The following is a 23859-nucleotide window of genomic DNA, read 5'->3' on the forward strand; positions in this document are numbered from 1 at the left end:
AATGAGTGCATGGGGAGCTTTTATCGGATTATTAGTGTCGATTTTCTTGATTATAAGAAAGGTATCGCCAGTCTATAGCCTTATTTTAGGGGCATTAGTAGGAGGATTATTAGGGGGTGTGTCGTTGCCGGAAACGATCTCTTTAATGATCAGTGGAGTAAATGACGTAACTCCGGCCGTCATTCGGATCTTGACGGCGGGAGTATTGTCGGGGATATTGGTGAAAACAGGTGCGGCGGCTTCTATCTCCAATACGATCATTTATAGATTGGGAGAACGGCATGTGTTTTTTGCGCTCGCTTTCGCTACGATGTTGCTGACGGCTATTGGAGTGTTTATTGATGTTGCTGTTATTACGGTGGCTCCGATTGCGTTGAGCATCGGCCGGAAACTGGCGGTTCCCCGGGGTAGCCTTTTGTTGATGATGATCGGTGGAGGCAAATGTGGCAATATCATTTCTCCAAATCCGAATACGATTATCGCCGCTGAGAATTTTCATGCGGATTTGTACTCTGTCATGTATGCGAACTTGATCCCGGCGTTGGTTGGCTTGTTGTTTACGGTATATGTCATAGGCCGTTTCTTACCCCGGCAAAATGGATTTTATGCGAACGAGGAGATAGATAACCTGCAAGCGGATCTCCCCTCCTTCGCCTCTAGCATGGTCGCTCCGGTAGTGACGATCCTACTGCTGTCGTTTCGCCCTTTATTCCATGTGGCGATCGATCCGATGATAGCCTTGCCCGTTGGAGGAATCGTTGGGATTCTGGCGATGAGGAAATGGTCATTGATTACGGACAGCCTCTCGTATGGACTCAAGAAGATGTCGAATGTCTCGATCCTGTTGGTCGGGACAGGCACTATAGCGGGAGTGATCAAGGCTTCCTCTATCAAGGATGTTTTATTAGATGCGTTATCGCATACGAATATGGGAGAGCTTTTATTGGCTCCGGTTTCCGGCGTATTGATGTCTGCCGCTACAGCCTCTACTACAGCCGGAGCGACAGTTGCCTCTTCGTCATTCGCGGATATTATTATCGCCGCCGGTATCAGTGGTGTCTGGGGAGCCGCTATGATTAATTCCGGTGCTACCGTGCTTGATCATTTGCCGCATGGATCGTTCTTCCACGCTACTGGTGGGGTAGCGGATATAAGCATTCGTGAGCGGTTGAGGCTGATTCCTTATGAGACCGCGATCGGCGCTATTTTGGCCGTTGGGACTATAATTGCTTATCTTACCGTGAATTAATTCTTTTCGTGATAAGGCTTAGTGTTTTCGTTTTGGAGTTATTCCCGAGTGTATTGGTCTACCTTGGATTTACGGTCATACAGATCGCATTTAGCCAGCATGGGTTGTCCGGCTTGCGCTATGTCTCGAAGGAGTGGTTACAGCGGATCGGCACGTATATGAAATGGCAATCCCTTGCATGCTAGTCTCTTTGGATATACTGATATACGATCCGGGATATATCCGCAATGATTGCCGCAGTTGCTTCCGGGCTCTCTTCCGAGTCTTTAGCGAATACCGCAATCGTATATCTTTCTTCATCCGGTAGGAAAACGAAACCTATGTCGTTCGTACCGATCAGTTGCCATCGGGCATTCAGGTCGCCCGTTCCTGTTTTATGCCCGATAATGGCATCGGTTGCCTCTAGCGGTTGAGCCAGCCGATCTTTTCCGGTCTCACATTCGATCATAGTCTGTTTGATGAACGTTTGATGAGGTTCGGTAAAGAGAGGGCGGGATACAAATAGGTCTAGCAGCTTGGCAGCATCCAGCGGAGAAGTCCAATTCTGATAGCATAATCGCAGGTCACGGTGCATATCTTCTTCTGTTTGGGAAATATATAAAGAAGTTGTGAGTGGTAATTTGTTTTGTTCCAGATAATGTATCACGGATAACGTACCTTATTATTCAGTGTAATCGTATCCTCGCCATTGATAATAACTGCGATTCCTACTTGGGCTTTTTTGTTGGCTATAGCTTCTCTCAATAATTTCTTTAATTCTCCTTTCTTGTCTTTGGCTATGACAGGTAGTGCGAATACAAGTAAGATTGAGAGAATCGTGCTAACGTATTTGTTCATGGAATATACCGTTTTTACGCGAAGGTAGGAAATTTTTCCATGTTCGGCTTGCCATTGGGTTATTGTATATTTTTCCAAAGGCGTTTACGATCTCATTATTTGTTTCTCAAAACACGTACGTGTTTTCCTGAATTCTCGTACATGTTTTTGAAAAAACACGTACATGTTTTCCCGAAAATATGATTGATGTTTTATTCTTTTGATTATTAATATATTATAGTGTAAGGTCGTTGAAGTACTTATTGTTTTTTTTACTTCTAGATTAACAGGAAATCTCAAAATGATCTCATCACCATATTGCCTGTCCATATATTTTTGATAATTAACCTTCGGAATTTGGGGCAGCCAAAGAACAAACAATTAAAGGATACTTCGCCTTATGGCAAAGGCGGCTAAACATCATTTGTTCGTGCAGTTCCATGGTTCCAGTAAGCCATCTGGATTACATCGGACTTATCCGAATGAATTTACCCGGGAAGGGACGCTCAATTATGAGAATTTCAAAGGATGTATGGTCACGACTGCGGATCATGATATATCTATGCCTTTTACCCGTTTATTGGCTGGAACTGCCGATTATCATTTAGGTGGGTTTCGGGCTCTTCCGAAAGACAAGTTTAAGATACAACAAAGCAACCCTTATGTCACTAGCACTCGCTGCCATATGCTAGCGATGTATGTCGTATTGGAGAGTTATTTGGGAATGATCTGCGATACTCCGGAAGCTTACGAAGGCCAGCCGGGATTCGAGTTCTTACAAACCGTACCGACTACTTGGGACAAAACGGTCGTACCGGATGCCTCTGTCAATGAGTATGTAGCGATCGCACGTAGGCATGGAGACGATTGGTACGTTGGGGCGATCAACAATAGTCAAGCCCGTAATGTGGAAATAGCCTTGGATTTCCTCGGTAAAGGAGATTATAAAGTAACTCTTTATAAAGATGCGCGAGACACGGATACCAATCCTAATCATCTTATCAAAGATACTTTAACTGTTACCGCAAAGGATAAAATAACAGTACCGCTCGCTTCAGATGGTGGTGCCGCTATGCATATTCAACCCGTATCCTTTTGATAAACTTTATTCTAGATAGAAAAGAGGTTCACTTCAAAAGGAAGGTAGCCTCTTTTCTAGTTATAATACGGGAACACGGCATGTAATTCTCTAGAGAGTTTTGCTTTGAATAGTTTACGATAGTTTTGCTTCATCAATTTTAATTTTCATCTTTGTAGGGAGACAGATGCTAGAGAATCGTTATTATTAATTACAATCTCATGAAGAAACTATTATTTCAGACAACCTTGTTTCTATTATTATGTAGTTGCATAAGTAAAATAGAAAAAACACCAGTAGATTATGTGAATAACCGGATTGGGAATATCAGTCATTTACTTGTGCCTACCTATCCCACTACCCACCTGCCTAACAGCATGTTGCGAATGATTCCGACTCATAATGAGTTTACGACGGATCGTATGGAGGGACTGGCCCTAAATAGTCCTTCCCATAGGCAAGGCCATTCATTGTTGCTGTTGCCTTATAGGGGGGACGTTAAGGAGTTCGGTGGGAATTTAAAATATCGATATGATCATGAGAAATCTACGCCTTATAATTATTCGGTGTATTTGGATGATTTCTCCGTAGGGGTGGATTTTGTGCCTGCTGCTAAATCGGCGATCTATCGTTTTCGGTTTGAGGATTCGGATCGACGGTTGATTTTGTTGAAAGCCAATGGAAAAGGAGAGATCGATATAAAGGATGGAGCTTTGTGTGGATATGATAATTTCGCCGGGATAAAACATTATTTTTATTTGGAGTTTGATGCCCAGCCCATTCAAGTTGATAGCCTCTCTCATTCTTTGGTATTTGCTGAATTTCCGGAATCGAAGGATGTGGTAAATGTCCGTTATGGAATTTCTTATATTGGAGTAGAACAGGCCAAGCGGAATTTATATAATGAAATCAATGATTTCAATCTGGAGAAATTGGCCTCGCAAGCTCGTGATAAATGGAACGACGTGTTAGGCAAAATAAAGATTGAAGGAGGCACGGAGGATCAAAAGACCACATTTTATACCGCCTTGTATCGGGCGCACGAAAGAATGATCAATATTTCTGAAGATGGTAAATATTTTAGTGCGTATGACGGAAAGGTACATGAAGATAATGGGGTGGATTTCTGGGTGGATGATTGGGTATGGGATACCTATCTGGCCCTTCACCCGTTGCAAGTGTTATTGAATCCGGAGGCTCAAGAACAAAAACTGGCGTCTTATATCCGGATGTATGAGCAATCCGGGTGGATACCTACTTTCCCTTGTGTATTTGGGGATGCGCATTGCATGAACGGTAACCATGCGGCAGGTGTCTTTGCGGATGCCTTGAATAAAGGCTTGCGGTTTGACGTGGAAAAGGCTTTCGAGGGTATGAAGCATACGGTGATGACTGAGTCCATGATCCCTTGGTACCGGGGACCTAAAACGGCCTTGGATGATTTTTATCATGAGAATGGCTGGTTCCCCGCTTTGCATCCGGGAGAAAAAGAAGAGTTTACGGAGGTAGGACCATTTGAACAGCGACAAGCGGCAGCCGTAACTACAGCCGCATCCTATGACGATTGGTGTATCGCCCAATTAGCTAAACATTTGGGAAAAGATGAGGATTATCGATTCTTTCAGGATCGTTCTTATAATTACCGGAATGTCTTTAACAAAGAGACTCATTTCTTCCATCCGAAGGATAAAGATGGGAAGTTTATAGAACCGTTCGACTATATTTTTTCCGGAGGTATCGGGGCTAGGGCTTATTTTGATGAGAATAATGCTTGGACCTATAATTGGGATGTACGCCATCATATTCAGGATTTAATAGATCTTTTTGGAGGCAACACTCCTTTTATTGAGAGATTGGATCAGTTATTTGTTGAGGATATGAAAATGTCAAAATGGCAATATTACGCTCTTCATCCGGACGCTACGGGCAATGTCGGGCAATTCGTGATGGGAAATGAGCCTAGTTTCCATATTCCTTATCTGTATAACTACGCCGATCAGCCGTGGAAGACGCAAAAACGGATTCGTATGCTTATGGAAAGTTGGTTCAGGAATGATCTGATGGGTGTTTGTGGTGATGAGGATGGTGGTGGAATGTCGGCTTTCTATGTATTCTCCGCTTTAGGTTTCTATCCGGTTTCTCCGGGAGTGCCTGTTTATACGATAGGTAGTCCTTTATTTGATAAATCGGAGATTCAGTTGGCGAACGGGAAAGTGTTTACCATGATCGCTCATGGGGTTTCGTGGGAAAATAAATACATTCAATCCGCTAAGTTGAATGGCGCCGAGTATAATAAGACGTGGTTTACTCATGAGGATGTCATGAAGGGAGGAACATTAGAATTGTTTATGGGAGACCACCCTAATAAGAAGTGGGGAGTGGGAGAAGGTGCGAATCCTCCTTCTGGTGAGTTTGTCGATTGATTTGGTTTGACGGCATGATTCTACGGTCAAAGATTCGTGAAATCATTTTGTAGATGTTATCTTTGCGTAAGTAAGTTACGAACAAGTGATTTATTCGTAAGTGACAAATAAACAGGAGGAGATATATTATGGCAACGAAGCAAATTCCATATGGCCTGACGGATTTCGAGCGAATCCGTACCGCCAATTATTATTATGTTGATAAGACTCGCTATATTGCGGAGGTGGAGCGGAACGCAAGTTTCTTTTTCCTTATCCGCCCGCGCCGTTTCGGGAAGTCGCTATTCTTGAATGTCCTCAGATGGTATTATGACGTGAACCGTAAGGATTCTTTTGAGGAACTCTTCGGCGACTTATATATCGGCTCCCATCCGACCCCGGAGCAGGGACAATATCTTGTACTGGATTTCAATTTCGCAGGCGTGAACCCAGATCCTGACGAGTTGATCCGCTCTTTTAATGATCACTGTGCCGCTCGTTTCCGGGAGTTTGCCTACTACTACGAACGTTTCTTCAATCCGGGCTTCCGGGAGAAAATGGAGAGTCTGCCAAATGCTGACGAGAAGTTGACCTACACGATCAGTGAGGCTAAACGCTTGAATCTCTCTATCTATCTCTTCATTGACGAGTATGATAACTTCACCAACGCTATCCTCGCCAATATGGGTGAGAAGCATTACAAGGCATTGACACACGGTACGGGCTTCTTCCGTTATTTCTTCAACAAACTGAAAGAAGGGGCTACGGGCGATGGCCCTATCAAGCGCATGTTTATCACTGGGGTATCTCCAGTGACGATGGACGACGTGACCAGCGGTTTCAATATCGGAGCCAACATGACGACAGATTACCGCTTTAATGGAATCATAGGTTTTAGCGAGGGAGAGGTACGGGAGATGCTGGCCTATTACAAGAGCGAGACAGGTTTTGAGGATAGTGTGGACGATCTGATCAACTTGATGAAGCCGTGGTACGATAACTACCGTTTCTCTACGAAGAGTCTGGACGAGCCTATGTACAACTCGGATATGGTACTGTATTTCATCAGCAATTACCTGCCCTTGAGATCGGCCCCGGATAAGATGATCGACAACAACATCCGCACGGACTACAACAAGCTCCGCCATTTGATCCGTCTCGACAAGCGGTTCGGCACGAACGCTTCGATCATCCAGGAGATCGTGAACAACGGCGAGACCACCGCAGTAATCAAGGATGCTTTTCCTGCCGAGGATATCGCCAAGCCGGACAACTTCAAGAGCCTGCTTTACTATTTCGGGTTGCTCTCCATCAAGGGTACCAAGCGTGGAGATACCCTTCTGGGCGTTCCCAACCTGACGGTACGTGAGCAATTATATACCTATCTGATCGAGGCTTACCGGGAAGCTGATGTCTTCTCAATAGAGTTATACAAGCTTCATGATCTGGTAAAGGACATGGCTTACGACGGAGACTGGAAGCCTGTGTTCGAGTATTTTTCCTCCGAGCTGGAGCGGCAGAGCGCTATCTGCGAGTTCATAGAGGGGGAGGCGCACGTGAAAGGTTTCCTACTGGCTTATCTAGGCTTGACCCGTACCTATATAATTTATCCGGAGTATGAGGCCAACAAGGGGTACGCCGATTTCTACATGATGCCCGACTTGATCCACCAGCCCGAGATAGGCTTTAGCTATATCGTGGAGGTGAAATACGCCCGTCGGGACGCTTCCGAAACGGAAATCGAGGCGTTGAGAGCCGAGGCCGCCATCCAGTTACGCCGTTACGCCGCAGACCCGAAGGTTCACGCTACTAAGGGGGATACGGAGCTTCGTCTTGTCACCTTGGTCTTTAAGGGTTGGAAGCTTGCTGTTTGCGAGATGGACTTGGCTTGATTTTGTTTTTATGCTATTTTTGATGGTAGATAATAATACGTTTAATCATCAAAAAAGGAGATATGAGCAAGAGAAAGAATAACCGCTTGGGCAAGGCGGGCATCACATTTTATACCTATGCCACCGAACGCATCCGGGAGAAACGTTTAGCGGGGAAACATAACACTGCCGATTTATATAGGACGACCCGTAATTGGATCTGCGCCTTTCTGGGTAGGAGAAACCTTTTTTTCCCGGAGATAACCCCGGGCTTAATAAGCCGTTTTGTCGCTTATCTGCAATCCGCCGGTTTGCGAGTGAATACCGTGAATACATACCTCAGCAACTTTCGCTCGATTTATAACCAAGCTTGCCGGGATGGTCTGTTGCCGGCTTGCGTCGTATCGCCTTTCGCATACTTGAACTTGAAGCGGGAAAGAGCCGGATCTAGGGCGTTGGGAAACGAGTCGCTCCGGGAGATCGTGACCTTGAAGTCTGAGGAGCCGGATTTGGCGTGCGTGATCGACTATTGTACGTTCGCCTATTTATCTTGCGGCATGCCTTTCGCGGATATGGCTCGCTTGACTACGGCGAACCTGTATGGCGAGGAGATCGTATATCGGCGTAAGAAGACGGGGACCTTAATCCGTGTCGGGATAACAGCGGGGATGCGGCGGTTGATTAATAAGTATGCGGACGCTTCTTCCCCGTACCTTTTCCCTATTTTATCTCCGGGTAGAGAGGTAGGGCATGAGGAATACAAGGCGATACTGCGTTCGTATAATAACTCGTTGAAGAAGATCGGTCGTGCGCTATCTCGTCCCATTCATCTGACCTCGTATGTTTTCCGCCATACATGGGCAACGAACGCCTTGCGGAAACAAGTCCCTTTATCGATCATTAGCCAAGCGTTGGGGCATACCTCGGAAAAAACAACACGTTTTTATCTGGCCTCTTTGGAACAGTCAGAATTGAATCGTGCGAACGCTAGGGTGACGGAAGAGGTGGATTTGCTTTTGGCGGCTGGATGATACCCTTATTCGCGAAATAAGGGGAATAGCCTATTCAGCATAAAAATTACCTATAATAGGCTATTTTCAACGGAAGGCTTGGCAAATGTAAAAAATATTATTGATAAACAATCACTTTTATCTATTTATTAAGAAATAGGAATTGAAGGGGATACAGATATCGTATCCTCTAATTAATCCAAATTTATGCTTATTGCGCATATATCGTGGATATGCGGTTAAAAATAGTGGTTATACGTGTTTTTTTTAGTTTATGTTGGACGTGCGATATCTCCTCCCCTTATTTCGCGAATAAGGGTGATAAACATTATTAAAAGGTAACGCCTCACTACCACGGGGCATTAAAGACAAAAAACATCATGGCAGAAGAAAAGACCATCTTGACCGTAGATCTGTACGACAACGTGTTAACCGAGAAAGCCGGTGATTACACCGGAAAGATCCGCATCACCGGAACCACGCGGACCTCAGACATCTCGAACCGCATCGTGAAGAAACGTACCGAGTATCGTCCGGAGACGATCACCAACATCCTCGACCTCTCCTACGACGAGATGATCGAGGCCCTCGCCCAAGGCCGTTGCGTGGTGAACAAGTTCGGGCAATGGCTGCTCACTATCAACGGCTCGTTCGACGGAAAGAAATCAGACTTCCGCTCTACGGAGAATAAGATCACCGTAATGTTCACCCCCAGCGCCACCCTCCTGAAGGCGCTAGAAAACATCTACGTGAACGCCGACGTAGCCACTGTGGGCCCGATGATCGAGAGCCTCACGGATTCTACCACGAAGGAGAAGAACCTCCATATCACTCCGAACGCCCCGGCCATCATCTTCGGCAGCACGCTGCTTATCAAGGGGGATGATCCATCTGTAGGCGTCTACTTCACCAAGGACGAGGAGGGCGCCACGCCCGTGAAGGTCTCCCTTATCGTACGTAACACCAAGAGCGAGATCATCATCCAGATCCCTCCACTCGCCGAGGGGCAGTACTGGCTGAGTGTCACTACGCAGGCAGGTGCGGGCTATTCTCTCGTAAAAGACCCACGCACCTACAAATTTCCCATACTCCTGACCGTTGGCGTAGGAGGAGGAGGCGACAGTGAAAGCCCGGACGAGATCTAGGCGCATAGCGGGATGGGAGAGCCTCTATACCTAGGGTAGGGAACACTGTTGCTCCCAGCCATGGGAACCGAGGCTTTCCCATGCCTATCAACCGGGGCTTTCCCACCCATGGGAACACCGTTGTTCCCATCCCCCTTACTAACGAATGTTAAATCATTTATTCATTATAAATTTATAATTCATGAGAAAACAACTTTTACTAATGCTGATCCTTTGCCTGTCGGCCACGATGGTCTGGGCGGAAAGGATAGATGTGTCCACGGCCCGCAAGGTGGCGGAGAACGTGGCTAATGCGGGTTCGGGCTTGCGCTCGGCTGGAGACTTATCGTTGGTTTATGCGGCGGCACCGGGAAAATCAAGTTCTGCGTTACGAAGCGGGACGGTTGATGGTGCTGTGGACTATTTCGTGTTTAATGTACCGGGAAACAAGGGATTCGTGATCGTCTCCGGTGATGATCGTGCTTATCCGGTTCTGGGACAATCGGACGAGGGTAATTTTGATCCGAATAATTTGCCGGACAACTTGCGTGCGATGTTAGCTTTCTATCAAAGCCAGATCACTTATGCCGAACGTAAAGACTTGGAAGCCTCGGTGAATATCCAATCCGAGTGGGGGCGATACCTAGCTGGTAATTTGAGGGCGGCTTCTACCGAGGTACTGCTTACGACCGCAAGGTGGGATCAAGGAGATCCGTACAATCGGCAGACACCCATCATTGATGGATACCATGCTGTAACCGGATGTGTAGCTACGGCACTTGCCATTGTCATGAGATATCATGAGTATCCGGTAGAGACTGTTACTAGCAGTAATAGAGTAAATGAATATTGGAGTGGACTTCCTGTTTCCTACGGGCCGTATGAGTGGGACAAGATGCCTCTTATTTATAAAGATGGAGAATTTACGGAGGAAGAGGCAAATACTGTAGCGTCCTTGATGTGGCAGATTGGGGCCAATGTTGATATGGGGTATTCTGTTGATGTAAGTGGAGCTAATACAAAGAATGCGATAGAGAGGCTTAACTCTGTATACGGTTATAGTGATGGCTTGCGATACGTTAATAAATCGGATTATCGTTGGACAGAATGGAAAAAGTTGGTAAGAGATGAATTGGAAAGTAATCGACCTGTTATTTACAGTGGGAATAATAGCGAAGGTGGCCATGCTTTCATTTGTGATGGCTATAAGGAAGATGAGGCTTTTCATATTAACTGGGGGTGGGGAGGTATCAGCAATGGATATTTTTTACTTTCCGCATTGGATTCCGACGGCGGGGATGATCCTTACGTTTTATATGGGATGGGAATAGGTATACGTCCTCCAAAGGCTGGTGATACGAAAATATATATGTTGAAGTATTTGTCTCTTGAACTATCAGGTCAACTAGCGGTAAATACAGATTTTACGATTAACGTAGGTGCGAAAAATATAGGGAATGCAGAGTTCTACGGTTCAGTGGATATGGCCGTGATCGGAGCGGATGGAAAAATCAAGAAGCGTATCAGTACGCCATCACCAGAGGTTTCAATTTGGATGCAAAAGTCTACATATTGGGATTTCAAATGTCAGCTGACCGAGGCTCTAGCAGAGGGAGAGAAAATTCTTCCGGTTTATTCAAGGGATGGAGAGAATTGGGTAGTCATGACAGGTACGGCTGAGGCTCCTTTATATATTGATATGAATGGAGTGCGAAATTCAAATGATGATCCGGACGATCCGAATGTAAGACCTATAAATGTGAGCATTCGTTGGAATGGTTTTGATGACAAGTATTTGGCAATAACGGGTTTGGATAACTCTGAATATAACGATTACAATACAGATAGGATTTCTTACGGTCTCGCCAATGTGGCGGAAAATGTCATTTTGCGTTATACCTTGAAAGATTATGCCGCATGGAAAGGACAATTGAATGTTTATTATGGTGATCGCGATATTTATAAAGCAAATCAAGGGACAAAGGCCGAGATCGGTACAGATGGCTCTTTCGACGTGCCGGTGAGCCTGGAGCAAATCACTAATGGGTCATATATAAATTATCTCAAGGTGCTGTCTGCCAAGGCTGGCGAGTTGGTTTACGATATTCAAATATATATCGAATCCGATATGGTTAATTCTAAGGGTGGGGTAAAAGATAAATCGATGGTATTTTTGAATCGCATCGAAGGAAAGATTACTCCAGACCCTGTCATTGGAACCGTGAATACGGAAATACCTTTCACTTATACTTTTGATAAGGCAGATCCTTGTCTTGTGGGAAAAGAGGTTAAACTATCTACATCTTTAGTTGCAGAGTCAATAGACCAAATTAAGTTATATTATGTAGATGGCGAACAGAAGACAGAACTTAAACTAGAGACGATTGATAAGAATTATCATTATACAAAAGAGCCATTAGCTGTCGGTAATCTTGCGGAGGGGGCTAGTTATCGGTTCTTGCTAAGTTCGGGGCGGCCAATTACAGAAGATGAATACGCAAATGTGTCTGTTTCTGTTGGGACTGTGGGAGGAAAGAGTGTTCCCACCGATAATAAGAACGCAAGTCTTATCATATCGGAAACTCCGATAACAACCCATAAGGTCCAAGTGAATTTGCAAGATTTGACTGTCCAAGACGAGGTGACAACTGTCATAGACCAGAAGTCCTTGGTGCTTGTATTACTTCCGAGTATGGGATATCAACTTCCATCTTCAGTTACGATTACGATGGACGGGAATACCCTAGATCCGGAAATCTATAGTTATAATCCAGCGAATGGATATGTATATATCAATAGCGTGACCGGCGATATCGTCATCACTGCTAAAGCCGATCCGATCCAAGCCGCCACATATCCCGTTAAGGCTAATTTGTCGAATCTGTCTTCTTCCCCTGCCATCGTAGACGCTACGACCGTGAAAGAAGGAGAGGCATTCTCTTTTACCTTATCAGCGAATAGCGGTTACATGCTTCCGTCAACGATTACGATAAAGATGTCCGGTTCCACTTTAGAGGCAGGAAAGGGATATACCTACGATGCCAAGACAGGCAAAGTAGAGATATTGAATGTGAGAGGTGAGGTAGCCATTACCGCTGAAGGAGTGTCTGAACCATCCGTTTATAAGATAACGGCAGAATTGAAGAACCTAACCTCCACGCCGGCCATTACCTCGGCTACGACCGTGAAGGAAGGCGAATCGTTCACTTTCACCTTGAAAGCCGCTACGAACTACAAGCTTCCGGATGCGATCAGTATCTTGAAGGGCAATGACGCATTGACAGCGGAAGAGTTCACCTACGACGCTAAAACGGGTAAAGTCGTGATCAAGGCAGTTTCCGGTGACTTGACCGTGAAAGCTTCCGGTATTGATGATCGCCATTATGAGGTGATACTCAATTTGGCTGGAGTTACTTCCGAACCTGCTTCTTTTGATCCGGTATTAGTTAATGGCAAAGTTGAATTGACCTTGAAGGCGGCTGAAGGTCATATACTTCCAACCACGATCACGGTGAAGATGGGTGATAAGACCTTGGTTGCCGGTACGGATTATACCTATAACACTTCCACAGGAGCTTTCTCTTTGGCGAAGATTACAGGGAAGCTCTCCATTACCGCACAAGGTGTGAAAAAGAGCTATTCAGTTACCGCTACATTGGCAAATATAACTTCCGATATCAAGTCGGACACTAAAGTTCAATTTGGTGAAGCCTTCGCTTGTGTACTTTCCGCAAATGAGGGTTATACACTTCCAACTGAGATCACGGTAACGATGGGTGGTAAAACATTGGTAGACGTAACTGATTATACCTATGATGCCGCTACGGGAAAAATCTCTTTGAAGAAAGTAACCGGTGAGTTAGCGATCACGGCGCAAGGCGTACAGAAGAGCTATGCGGTAGCCCTTACGTTAAAAGACTTGACTTCTGATATCTCGCAAGGCAAGAAGATTAAACATGGTGAGACCTTGACCGGTAAGTTATCTGTAGTGACGCCACAGTACGGGCTTCCTTCTACGATCGAGGTGATGATGGGTGGTAAAGTGCTGGCTGCTGGTTCCGGTTATACCTATGATCCGAAGACCGGGGAGATAGAAATAAAGAACGTAACCGCTGAGGTTTCCATTAAAGCTTCTGGTGCGGAGATCTTCCAAGTGAAAGAACAGACCGAGAACATAGAGATTAAGACTTCCGGAGAGACTGTGAAAGAAGGAGAACCATTCAAATGTGAATTAGCACCAGCTACGGGATACAAATTCCCTTATGTCATAAAGGTGATGATGGGTGGTCGTTTGTTGAAGCAAAAGAATTTGCTTAGGGCAGCAGGTTCTGAGTACTATACGTATGACAATACGACGGGAATAATCGAGATTGAGAATGTGGATGGCGAGATCGTCATTGAGGCTAAAGGTGTACAAGAGGGCTTCTTTGAGGTAATCCTGAATCTTGTTAACCTCACTTCCGATCCGGTTTCTTTCGAGCCTTTGGCTAAGGATTCCAAAGTGGAACTTACGCTGAAAGCAGCCTCCGGCTATACGCTCCCGACATCCATTACTGTGAAGATGGGAGAGAATACGCTAGCGTCTACGGATTATACATACAATTCTGGCACGGGTGCTTTCGCATTGGAGAAGATCACGGCTACCTTGGTGATTACGGCGGCAGGTAATAGGATTCCGGATCCGGAACCAGAACCGGAGCCAACCCCGACCACCTACATGGTGACATTGCCGGTTGTAGAGGGCGCTACCTTGATTGCGGAGTCTTCTACGAATGTAGAATCCGGCAAGAGTTTTGCGTTCACGCTGACTTTGAAGGACGGCTACAGTGCGCCTCAACTGACAGTGAAAGCGAATGGCTCAGTACTTGGTCCGGTATCAAGCGGCCGTTATGTGATTGAGAAAGTAACGAGTAATATCGTTGTTACCGTAACAGGCATCGTGAAAGATAATCCTACTGATAACGCAGAGGTAGATCCCAATGGCTTGCGAGTATGGGGAGAGAATGGGCGATTGCATATCCAGACTCCTGTTATGGACACAGCTTGTATCGTTACATTCGAAGGGCGTTTGTATAGGAACTTATCTTTGCCTGTAGGCGAGACTATCACGAGTATTCCACAAGGGTCTTATATAATTTATATTGGCAACCAATCCTACAAGATCCGCTTCTAGCCATTCTTGAGGAATCATAGGAAGGCGAGTCATTTGCGAGTGGCTCGCCTTTCTTGTTTAATAAATCTTAATATTTATCGGGGATATAAGTATCGTAAGCCATTAGAAAGTATATTCATGCGTAATCTCAATCTATTTATCATGAAATGTATATCTATCTACTTTGTGACCCTATTGTTACTGATGTCGGGCTGTGAATCCGGGCGGAGGATCATCTTAAAAGATCTTCGTTGTGAGAACTTGGAGAATCCGGTCGCGATCGACAATACCCATCCCCATTTTAGCTGGAAAATCGAGACAGACGGGCAAACTATGCGGCAAGCGTATTTTGAGATACAAGTAGCCACGGATAGTTCCTTGCTGGCTCAAGGCAAAGCCGATCTATGGAATTCAGGTAAGGTGGAATCGTCCGCTTCCGTGATGGTCCCTTATCGAGGGAAAGAGTTGCGATCTAGTGTGCTGGCCTATTGGAAAGTCCGGGTATGGGGCGATAAAGGGGAATCCTCGGACTGGAGTCTGGTCAATCGCTTTGGGATCGGGCTTTTGGATAAAGCGGAATGGCAAGGGAAATATATAGGGATGCCGGATGAGAAGAATCCGATGTTAAGGAAGAAGTTCGAGCTTCAAGACCGTGATGCCACATTACTCCTTCATGTAAACTCCTTAGGGTATCATGAGATCTATTTAAATGGGAGGAAGGTATCGGAAGATGTTCTCTCGCCTGCGGTATCTCAATTAAACAAAAGATCATTATCGGTGACGTACGATCTTACGCCGTACGCAAAGCAGGGAATAAACGACTTATTGCTTTGGTTGGGCCGTGGTTGGTACAGAAAAGCTACTTTTAATGCCGTTCATGATGGGCCGTTGGTTAAACTGCGATTGGACGAGATCCAAGCAAATGGTACCGCAAGTACGCTACTCGTTACGGATAGCTCTTGGGAAGGCCGGGGAAGTATGTATGGTGAGACCGGTACCGGTACTTGGTATCCCCATCAATTCGGGGGTGAATGTGTGGATGGGCGAAAGGCGTTGCCAGATTTGACAACCGCTACGCTTGACAAACTGGATTGGACGCCGGTATTGGAGGTGGAGGTACCCGGGATAGAGGTAAGTCCCCAGATGTGTGAGCCTAATCGAATACAAGAGATTATCCGTCCCAAAGGAATCAAACAAATAGGGGATAGTATTTGGCTCGTAGATCTGGGAAAGGCGTTGAATGGTTGGGTCGAGCTGAGTTTCCCAAAATTACCGGAAGGCCACCGGGTCCGTATGGAATATACGGATTGGTTAAATGAAAACGAAGATTTCAAGCCACAAGAGGAGAACGGACAGTATGAGGATTGGTATATCGGTTCCGGACAAGGCAAAGAGGTATTCCGAAATAAATTTAACCACCATGCGTTTCAATATATAAGGATATCCGGTTTGGCGAAAGCCCCCGAGGAGGTAACCGGCTATCTGATTCATACGGATTATAAGGATGCCTCGTCTTTCGAGTGCTCGGATCCGGACTTGAATGCTATCTATGCGATGATCAAATATACTTTCAAGAACCTAGCTTTCAGTGGTTATATCGTAGACTGCCCGCATTATGAGCGTATGGGATACGGTGGGGATGGAAATGCCTCTTGTAAGAGTTTCCAGACATTGTATGAGGGCTCTTCCGTGTATATGAACTGGATGCAGATGTGGCAGGATTGCATCCGTGAGGATGGGGGTATGCCGCATTGCGTACCGAATCCATACCCGGCGGGAGGTGGTCCGTATTGGTGTGGCTTTATTATCACGGGATCGTGGCAGACTTATTTGAATTATGGGGATAGCCGTCTGATCGAGCGATATTATCCGGTTATGCGACATTGGTTGCGTTATGTGGATGCGTATACGGTCGATGGGTTGCTGAAACGTTGGCCGGATACGGATTATCGGGCATGGTATTTAGGGGATTGGTTGGCTCCGGCGGGTGTCGATTATACGGCGCAGTCATCGGTAGATCTGGTTAGCAACTGCTTTATAAGCGATTGCCTCACTACGATGGAGAAGATCGCGAAGGTATTGGGGAAAGCGGAGGATGCCGCTAAGTATAAAGAGCGTCGCCAACGATTGAACGAGCTTATCCAGAAGACTTTCTATGATCCGGAGAAGAAACAGTACGCTACAGGCTCCCAGATCGATCGGATTTATCCGATGTTGGTCGGCGTGACAGATGAACAGCATATGCCCGAGGTAAAGGAAGGTTTATATCGAGAGACTTTGGAGAATTGTAAGGGCCATATCGGTTCCGGTTTGGTGGGTGTTACGATCTTGACCGATTGGGCGATAAAGAACGGAGAGGCTGATTTTCTCTATTCCATGCTGAAAAAGAGAGAGCTACCGGGATATCTATATATGATCGATCAAGGGGCTTCTACGACTTGGGAATACTGGTCGGGAGAACGTAGTAAGGTTCATAATTGTTTCAATGGCATTGGCGCTTGGTTCTGTCAGGCGATCGGAGGGATCTTGCCGGATGAGGATAGGCCGGGCTATAAACATTTCTTTATCAAACCGCAAGTGCCGGATGGCGTGACGTGGGCGAGGGTGGCGAGAGAGACCCCTTACGGTACGGCACGTGTGTCTTGGACTATGGAGAACCGATCGCTTTCCCTTGATCTGGAGATACCAGCGAATAGTACGGCGACCTTTATCGCTCCATTTAACGTATCGAATTGTGTGTTAGATGGGAATAATGTAGAAATATCGGCGGGTTCGATTCTGTTGGAAAGTGGAAAACACACGCTATCGCTGCCTGCGGAATAGGAATCATATGATTCCCTTCTTTTGGAAATAAATATAACTTAATACTACGAATATAACATGATTAAAGAAACATTATTAGCCTCTGCTTTCGGCTTATTGGGATTGGTTACCGTAGCTTGCGGCTCTCAAAAGAAAGATCTGATGGCGGGAACAGATTATGTAAATCCCTTTATCGGGGCGAGTACGAATACGGAGGCGGCCGGTGCTTACCATGGCTTGGGGAAGACCTTCCCCGGTGCGACCACCCCTTTCGGTATGGTACAGGTAAGTCCGAATACGATTACAGGGGGCGACAATGGTTCCGGATATAGCTACGAGCATGAGACGATCGAGGGATTCGCCTTTACGCAGATGAGTGGTATCGGCTGGTACGGTGATCTGGGTAATTTATTGGTAATGCCTACCGTGGGCGATCTGCGCACGAACTCGGGAAAAGAGGGGGGCGTAACCGGGTATCGTTCCCGGTATGATAAATCATCCGAGGAGGCCAAGGCTGGATATTATAAGGTATTGCTGAGCGATTACCAGATACAAGCGGAGGCGACAGCGGCTCCTCATAGCGGTATGCTGAGATTCGTTTTCCCCGAGAATAAGCAGTCTCGCATCCAGTTGGACTTAGCCCGTCGTGTAGGAGGTACTTCTACGTATCAGGCGGTTCAAGTGATAGAAGACCATACGATCGCCGGACGAATGGAATGTACGCCGGAAGGCGGAGGCTGGGGGAATGGTGAGGGTTCTTCCCGGTATACCGTGTATTTTTATGCGCAGTTCTCCAAACCGTTGAAAGATTATGGTGTATGGAGCGTGGATATCCCGGCTGGGCAGGATCGGCATCGGGAATTCGTGGAGAGCTCGGCTTTCCAGACATTGACAGCGAACGCAAAGATTTCGGAGAGACCAAAGGCATATGAGGGTGAGCACCTCGGGTTCTTTACGGAGTTTGAGACCGAAGCGAATGAGGAGGTTCTTTTCAAGGCCGGTATTTCCTTTGTAAGCTTGGAGGGTGCGGAAAAGAACTTGAAAGCGGAGATCAAGGATTGGGATTTTGACGCGGTACGTTCTCGTGCCCGCTCGTTGTGGGATACGGCTTTGGCTAAGATGGATGTCAGCGGTGGAACGGATGAGCAAAAGGTGATCTTCTATACCTCCTTGTATCATACGATGATCGATCCGAGGATTTACACGGATGTGGATGGTCAGTATATGGGCGCGGACGGAAAAGCGCATAAGTCGGATACGTTCACGAAACGTACGATCTTTAGCGGTTGGGACGTGTTCCGTAGTCAGATGCCTTTGCAAACGATTATTAATCCGGTATTGGTGAATGATTTGTTGAAGTCATTGACAACGATGGCAGAGGAGAGTGGTCGTGAGTACTATGAGCGATGGGAGTTGTTGAACGCCTATAGCGGTTGTATGTTAGGAAATCCGGCTATATCGGTCTTGGCGGATGCCTATGCGAAAGGTATTTGTAGCTTGGATATGGAAAAGGCTTATCGGTATGCGGATAAAACTTCGAGAATGTTCGGGAATGCGGAGTTGGGCTATACCCCGAATCCGCAGAGTATCTCCAAAACCTTGGAGTATGCGTATACGGAATGGTGTATGTCTCAGTTGGCGAAATCATTAGGAAAACAGGAGGATGCGGTTTATTATGCGAAGTTGGCTCAGTCTTACCGGAATTTATATGATGCGGAGAAACATAGCTTCCGCCCGAGAGATGCGAATGGCCGGTTTGAGGCTTGGCCGGAAGAGGGTAAGCTGAAGGAATGGTACGGCTGTATGGAATGCAATGAGCTGCAACAGGGGTGGTTCGTGCCTCACGATATTCCGGGTATGGTGGAACTGATGGGAGGAACGGAACGGGTGATTGCCGATCTGGATACGATGTTCGACAAGACACCAACGGATTTCCTGTGGAACGCTTATTACAATCATGCGAACGAGCCGGTTCATCATGTGCCTTTCTTGTACAATCATTTGGGACAGCCGTGGAAAACCCAGAAATGGTCTCGTTTCATTTGCGATAAGGCGTATAAGAATAAGGTAGAAGGCTTGGTTGGAAACGAGGATGTCGGTCAGATGTCCGCTTGGTATGTATTGGCGGCATGTGGTTTGTATCCGGTTTGTCCGGGAGATACTCGCTATGAGATATCCAGCCCGGTTTTTGAGAAGACTGAGATTCAGGTTGGCGAAGGGAATACATTTATCATACGAGCCAACCGAAATACCCCGGAAAACACCTATATCCAATCCGCTAAATTAAACGGGACGGATTATACGAGATGCTATCTTGATTATAAGGATATTATGAAAGGTGGCGTACTAGAATTGGAGATGGGGACTACACCGGACAAGACTTGGGGCATCGAGTAGAAATCTGTATATTTGTCCCCGTAGTTCCTTGAAAACAAGGCTACGGGGAATTAATCATTAATGTTCACTGATATGAATTGGATGAAAAAGGTAGCGGTAGCGTTGGTTTGTTTGCTTCCGCTCGGTTTACAGGCAGCGAAGGTAGATACTTTGCAAGTGAAAAGTCCTTCGATGAATAAAAGTATAGAGGTAGTCGTGGTAAGTCCGGATATGGCCGCGACGGAAGCGTGTCCGGTGATTTATTTGTTACATGGCTATGGCGGTAACGCTCGTACATGGGTCGGTATCAAGCCGGATCTACCTAAGATCGCTGATGAGAAGGGTATCTTTTTCGTATGCCCGGATGGTAAGAATACGTGGTATTGGGATAGCCCTTTGAACGCTGATGTACGGTATGAGACTTTCATCTCGGATGAGTTGGTGAAATACGTGGATTCCCATTATAAGACAGTGGCCGATCGTAAGGGACGTGCTATTACTGGTTTGAGCATGGGTGGACATGGCGCTATGTGGAATGGCCTTCGTCATAGCGATGTTTTCTCCGCGGCGGGAAGTACCAGCGGTGGCGTGGATATCCGCCCTTTCCCGAAAAACTGGGAGATGAGCGTGCAAATAGGTGAGAAGGCGAAATATCCGGAAAACTGGGAGAAGTACACGGTTATCAATTTGGTTCCAACCTTGAGGAAAGACCAGATCGCTTTGATCTTCGATTGCGGTGACAGCGATTTCTTTTTGGAGGTGAATAAGAACTACCACGAAGCGTTATTAAAACAAGGCATCGACCACGACTTTATCACTCGCCCGGGTAATCACGATTCACAATACTGGAATAATTCTATTGATTACCAGATCCTCTTTTTCTGGAAGCATTTCTTGAAGATGAAGGCCTTGTGATAAGACCGTTTGGCGATTTGACATTTTGACATTTTGTAAACTGAAGTCCCGGAGAACCGATTTTTCCGGGACTATGTACGACTCATTGCCAAATACGCAAGAAAAAAACAATAATTCGTTCATTGATAATACAATACCGAAAAACCGCCTTTCATTCTAGCGAAAATAATTCATCCTAATTCATATCCATTGACTTCTTCGGGCTATCCGATAGGGTTACGACTGGGTTCTAACCGGGTTACGATGCCTATTCACGACTATTGACAACCCTATTCGTGACTGTTTATAATGCCTAACGGCAGTATTGGCGTCGCCCAACGCGACTATACGTGTAGGCTTTTGTCGCCTTTCGTGCTTAAAAACGGGAATACTCTCACTTAAAAGGGCGTTTTATAGCCCCTCACGTCTACTGGTTGGGGCGATTCAAACGAATGCCTTGTCACGATTCGCATTCGAAAAGAAGCATAAAGAAAGTTTCCCGCTGTTATACTCCATATGTACGCTAATTTTCGTACTTTTGCCTCTTGAATCTTGAATATACGAAAGCGATGAATTATCAGATAGATGCTCCGGGTTCCGCTATCCGGACTACCGTAAAGCTTCCCGCTTCTAAAAGTATCAGTAACAGGGCATTGATCTTGAATGCGCTAAGTTATAGCGCATACGATGTGGAGAACTTATCCGATTGCGATGATACAAATTTGATGGTAAAGGCATTGAACTCGAACGATCGGGATTTTAATGTGGGTGCGGCGGGTACGACGATGCGTTTCCTTACTGCTTTCCTCTCGAAGGTGGTGGGCGAATGGACGATTACGGGAACCGAACGCATGAAGAACCGTCCGATCAAGGTGTTGGTGGATGCGCTGAACGCTTTAGGTGCCCGGATCGAGTACATGGAGAAGGAGGGTTATCCTCCTTTGCGTATTTTCGGAAGCGCCTTGCAAGGCGGAGAGATCTCGCTACCGGGAAATGTCAGCTCTCAATATATATCCGCTATCTTGATGATCGCCCCGTTAACAGAAAATGGGGTTACGTTGCATTTGGAGGGCGCCATTATCTCTAGGCCCTATATCCATATCACCTTGCAATTGATGGAGCAATATGGAGTGAGAGCCTCTTGGACGGAGAATACGATCAAAGTACTTCCCCAAGAGTATAAGCCGATTCATTTTACAGTGGAATCTGATTGGAGTGCCGCTTCTTATTGGTATGAGATCATGGCGTTATCGAAAAATGCTGAGATCGAATTGTTAGGTTTATTCAAGAATAGCTTGCAGGGAGATGCCGCCGGAGCGAAGTTGTTCGCTCAATTGGGAGTGGGCACTACTTATACGAAACGTGGAGTAGTGTTAAAGCATACTGGAAATATCTGTGAGAAATTGGTTTATAACTTCGTGAATGAACCGGATTTGGCTCAAACCTTTGTGGTGACTTGCGTGTTATTAAATATCCCTTTCCGCTTTATGGGACTTCAATCATTGAAGATCAAGGAGACGGATCGGATCGAGGCATTGAAGACAGAGCTTCGTAAATTAGGTTATGTGTTGACGGATCGCAATGATAGCATCTTGGAGTGGAACGGTGAACGCAAGGAACCGGAGTCGCATCCGGTAATCGCCACTTACGAGGATCATCGGATGGCTTTGTCATTCGCTCCCGCCGCTTTGGTACGTCCCGAGGGGATAGAGATCGCCCACCCGCAAGTGGTCAGCAAGAGTTACCCCCATTATTGGGAAGATCTTAAGGCCGCTGGTTTCTCTATTAGGGAATCAGCCCTTTAATTTTCAGTTTTCAATTCTCAATTTTCAATTGAATTATGTGGTACATTGTCATAAGTCTTATAGGCCTGGGTGTCGTAGCCGCTATCGCCGGGTATTTCCGGAATAAGAAACTTCAGAAGATGCTGGAACGGGGGGAGATCTCGGAGATCCCCGAGGCACAGGAGATCCCGGAGGTTTGCTGCGGACAGCATGAGACTTGCGAGCGGGATAGTTTATTAGCCGCCGTCAGCAAGAAAATCGAATATTATAACGATGAGGAACTGGATCGGTTCCAAGGAGTGGAAGCGGACGCTTACGATGAGGAAGCCGTTGAGGAGTTTAGTGAAGTGCTTTATACCCTCCGGGAAGTGGAGGTGGCCGGTTGGCTCCGTAGCCTGCAATTGCGGGGGATCAATTTGCCGGATGCCTTGAAGGATGAGGCATTCTTGATCATTGGCGAACGCCGTACTCATTAATTTAGGAAACGAATCATATGGATTTATTGCAATATGCCTTTTTTCAGAATGCCTTGATCGGGAGCTTGCTAACCGCTATCGCTTGTGGGATTGTCGGGACTTACATCGTATCCCGCCGGTTGGTATTTATCAGCGGAGGGATCACGCATGCTTCGTTCGGTGGTTTGGGCTTGGGTTTTTATCTGGGAACAAATCCGATCTTGATGGCGATGCTGTTCTCCATCCTCTCCGCTTTTGGCGTGGAGTGGGCGAGCAAGACGCAAAACGTAAGGGAGGATTCCGCTATAGCGGGCGTATGGTCGCTGGGTATGGCTTTGGGAGTGATCTTCATCTTCCTTACCCCGGGGTACGCCCCGAATCTATCCGCCTATCTATTTGGTAATATATTAACGATCTCTACGGCCGATATCTTATGGATTTTAGGGTTGGTGGTATTGTTGATACTCATATTCTCCCTTTTCCTCCGTGAGATTGTTTACGTGGCGTTCGATCGTGACTTCGCTGTCACGCAAGGCCTACCGGTAAAATGGATCGAGTATACGATGATGTGCTTTATCGCCATGACAATTGTTCTTTCGATCCGTTTGGTAGGGATTATGCTATTGATGAGTTTGCTGACCTTGCCTCAAATAACGGTGAACCTGTTTACTTCCGACTTCAAGAAGATCATGTGGGGAAGTATCGCGATCGGCTTTCTGGGTTGCGTCTCCGGACTGGTTCTTTCTTATTTCCTGAACGTGCCTTCCGGTGCGTTTATCATCTTGTTTTTGGTGGTCCTCTTTTTGGCCTTGAAAGCAATAAAACCGTTGTTACGGCGTTAATTAA

12 protein-coding genes and 2 pseudogenes are annotated in these 23859 nt (G+C 46.2%); 13 read left to right on the forward strand and 1 reads right to left on the reverse strand.

Annotated elements, in window-relative coordinates; translation table 11 throughout:
- Position 1 precedes the first annotated feature (1 nt).
- Complete coding sequence (locus NBH16_RS13880) at positions 2-1249, forward strand: GntP family permease (RefSeq protein ID WP_005863520.1); 1248 nt, start codon at positions 2-4, stop codon at positions 1247-1249.
- A gap of 181 nt (positions 1250-1430) precedes the next feature.
- Here NBH16_RS13880 and NBH16_RS13885 read toward each other — a convergent pair.
- Positions 1431-2086 (reverse strand): annotated as a pseudogene (locus tag NBH16_RS13885) (serine hydrolase).
- A gap of 379 nt (positions 2087-2465) precedes the next feature.
- Here NBH16_RS13885 and NBH16_RS13890 point away from each other — a divergent pair.
- From NBH16_RS13890 to NBH16_RS13945, 12 genes and pseudogenes are all read left to right on the forward strand, one after another.
- Positions 2466-3164 (forward strand): annotated as a pseudogene (locus NBH16_RS13890) (glycoside hydrolase family 97 C-terminal domain-containing protein); the annotation flags it as partial.
- Positions 3165-3364: 200 nt separating this feature from the next.
- Positions 3365-5566: a GH92 family glycosyl hydrolase gene (locus NBH16_RS13895; protein ID WP_250788758.1), complete on the forward strand. Its 2202-nt coding sequence runs from the start codon at positions 3365-3367 to the stop codon at positions 5564-5566.
- 128 nt (positions 5567-5694) lie between these two features.
- Positions 5695-7437 carry a PD-(D/E)XK nuclease domain-containing ATP-binding protein gene (locus NBH16_RS13900; protein ID WP_250788759.1) on the forward strand — a complete coding sequence of 581 codons (1743 nt, stop codon included), beginning with the start codon at positions 5695-5697 and terminating at the stop codon, positions 7435-7437.
- A 62-nt stretch (positions 7438-7499) separates the two neighbouring features.
- Positions 7500-8447, forward strand: a complete 948-nt coding sequence (locus NBH16_RS13905; protein WP_009275201.1) for a tyrosine-type recombinase/integrase — start codon at positions 7500-7502, stop codon at positions 8445-8447.
- A gap of 359 nt (positions 8448-8806) precedes the next feature.
- Positions 8807-9571, forward strand: coding sequence for a DNA-binding domain-containing protein (locus NBH16_RS13910; RefSeq protein WP_121960703.1), 765 nt, complete (start codon positions 8807-8809; stop codon positions 9569-9571).
- Between the two features lie 181 nt (positions 9572-9752).
- On the forward strand, positions 9753-14723 hold the full coding sequence (locus tag NBH16_RS13915) for a C10 family peptidase (RefSeq protein WP_250788760.1): 4971 nt from the start codon (positions 9753-9755) through the stop codon (positions 14721-14723).
- Positions 14724-14840: 117 nt separating this feature from the next.
- On the forward strand, positions 14841-17525 hold the full coding sequence (locus tag NBH16_RS13920; RefSeq protein WP_211738732.1) for a family 78 glycoside hydrolase catalytic domain: 2685 nt from the start codon (positions 14841-14843) through the stop codon (positions 17523-17525).
- Positions 17526-17582: 57 nt separating this feature from the next.
- Entirely contained in the window at positions 17583-19901 is a 2319-nt protein-coding gene (locus NBH16_RS13925) for a GH92 family glycosyl hydrolase (RefSeq protein ID WP_284705631.1), read from the forward strand.
- 72 nt (positions 19902-19973) lie between these two features.
- A complete protein-coding gene (locus NBH16_RS13930; RefSeq protein WP_005863499.1) occupies positions 19974-20795 on the forward strand; it encodes an alpha/beta hydrolase in 822 nt (273 codons plus the stop codon).
- Between the two features lie 548 nt (positions 20796-21343).
- On the forward strand, positions 21344-22579 hold the full coding sequence (locus NBH16_RS13935; RefSeq protein ID WP_250788761.1) for a 3-phosphoshikimate 1-carboxyvinyltransferase: 1236 nt from the start codon (positions 21344-21346) through the stop codon (positions 22577-22579).
- Positions 22580-22614: 35 nt separating this feature from the next.
- Positions 22615-23034, forward strand: a complete 420-nt coding sequence (locus NBH16_RS13940) for a hypothetical protein (RefSeq protein WP_005860099.1) — start codon at positions 22615-22617, stop codon at positions 23032-23034.
- 17 nt (positions 23035-23051) lie between these two features.
- Entirely contained in the window at positions 23052-23855 is an 804-nt protein-coding gene (locus NBH16_RS13945) for a metal ABC transporter permease (protein ID WP_005860097.1), read from the forward strand.
- The last annotated feature ends 4 nt before the right edge of the window (positions 23856-23859 follow it).

Source organism: Parabacteroides sp. Y3-G-102 (assembly GCF_023656845.1).
Taxonomy (GTDB): domain Bacteria; phylum Bacteroidota; class Bacteroidia; order Bacteroidales; family Tannerellaceae; genus Parabacteroides; species Parabacteroides distasonis.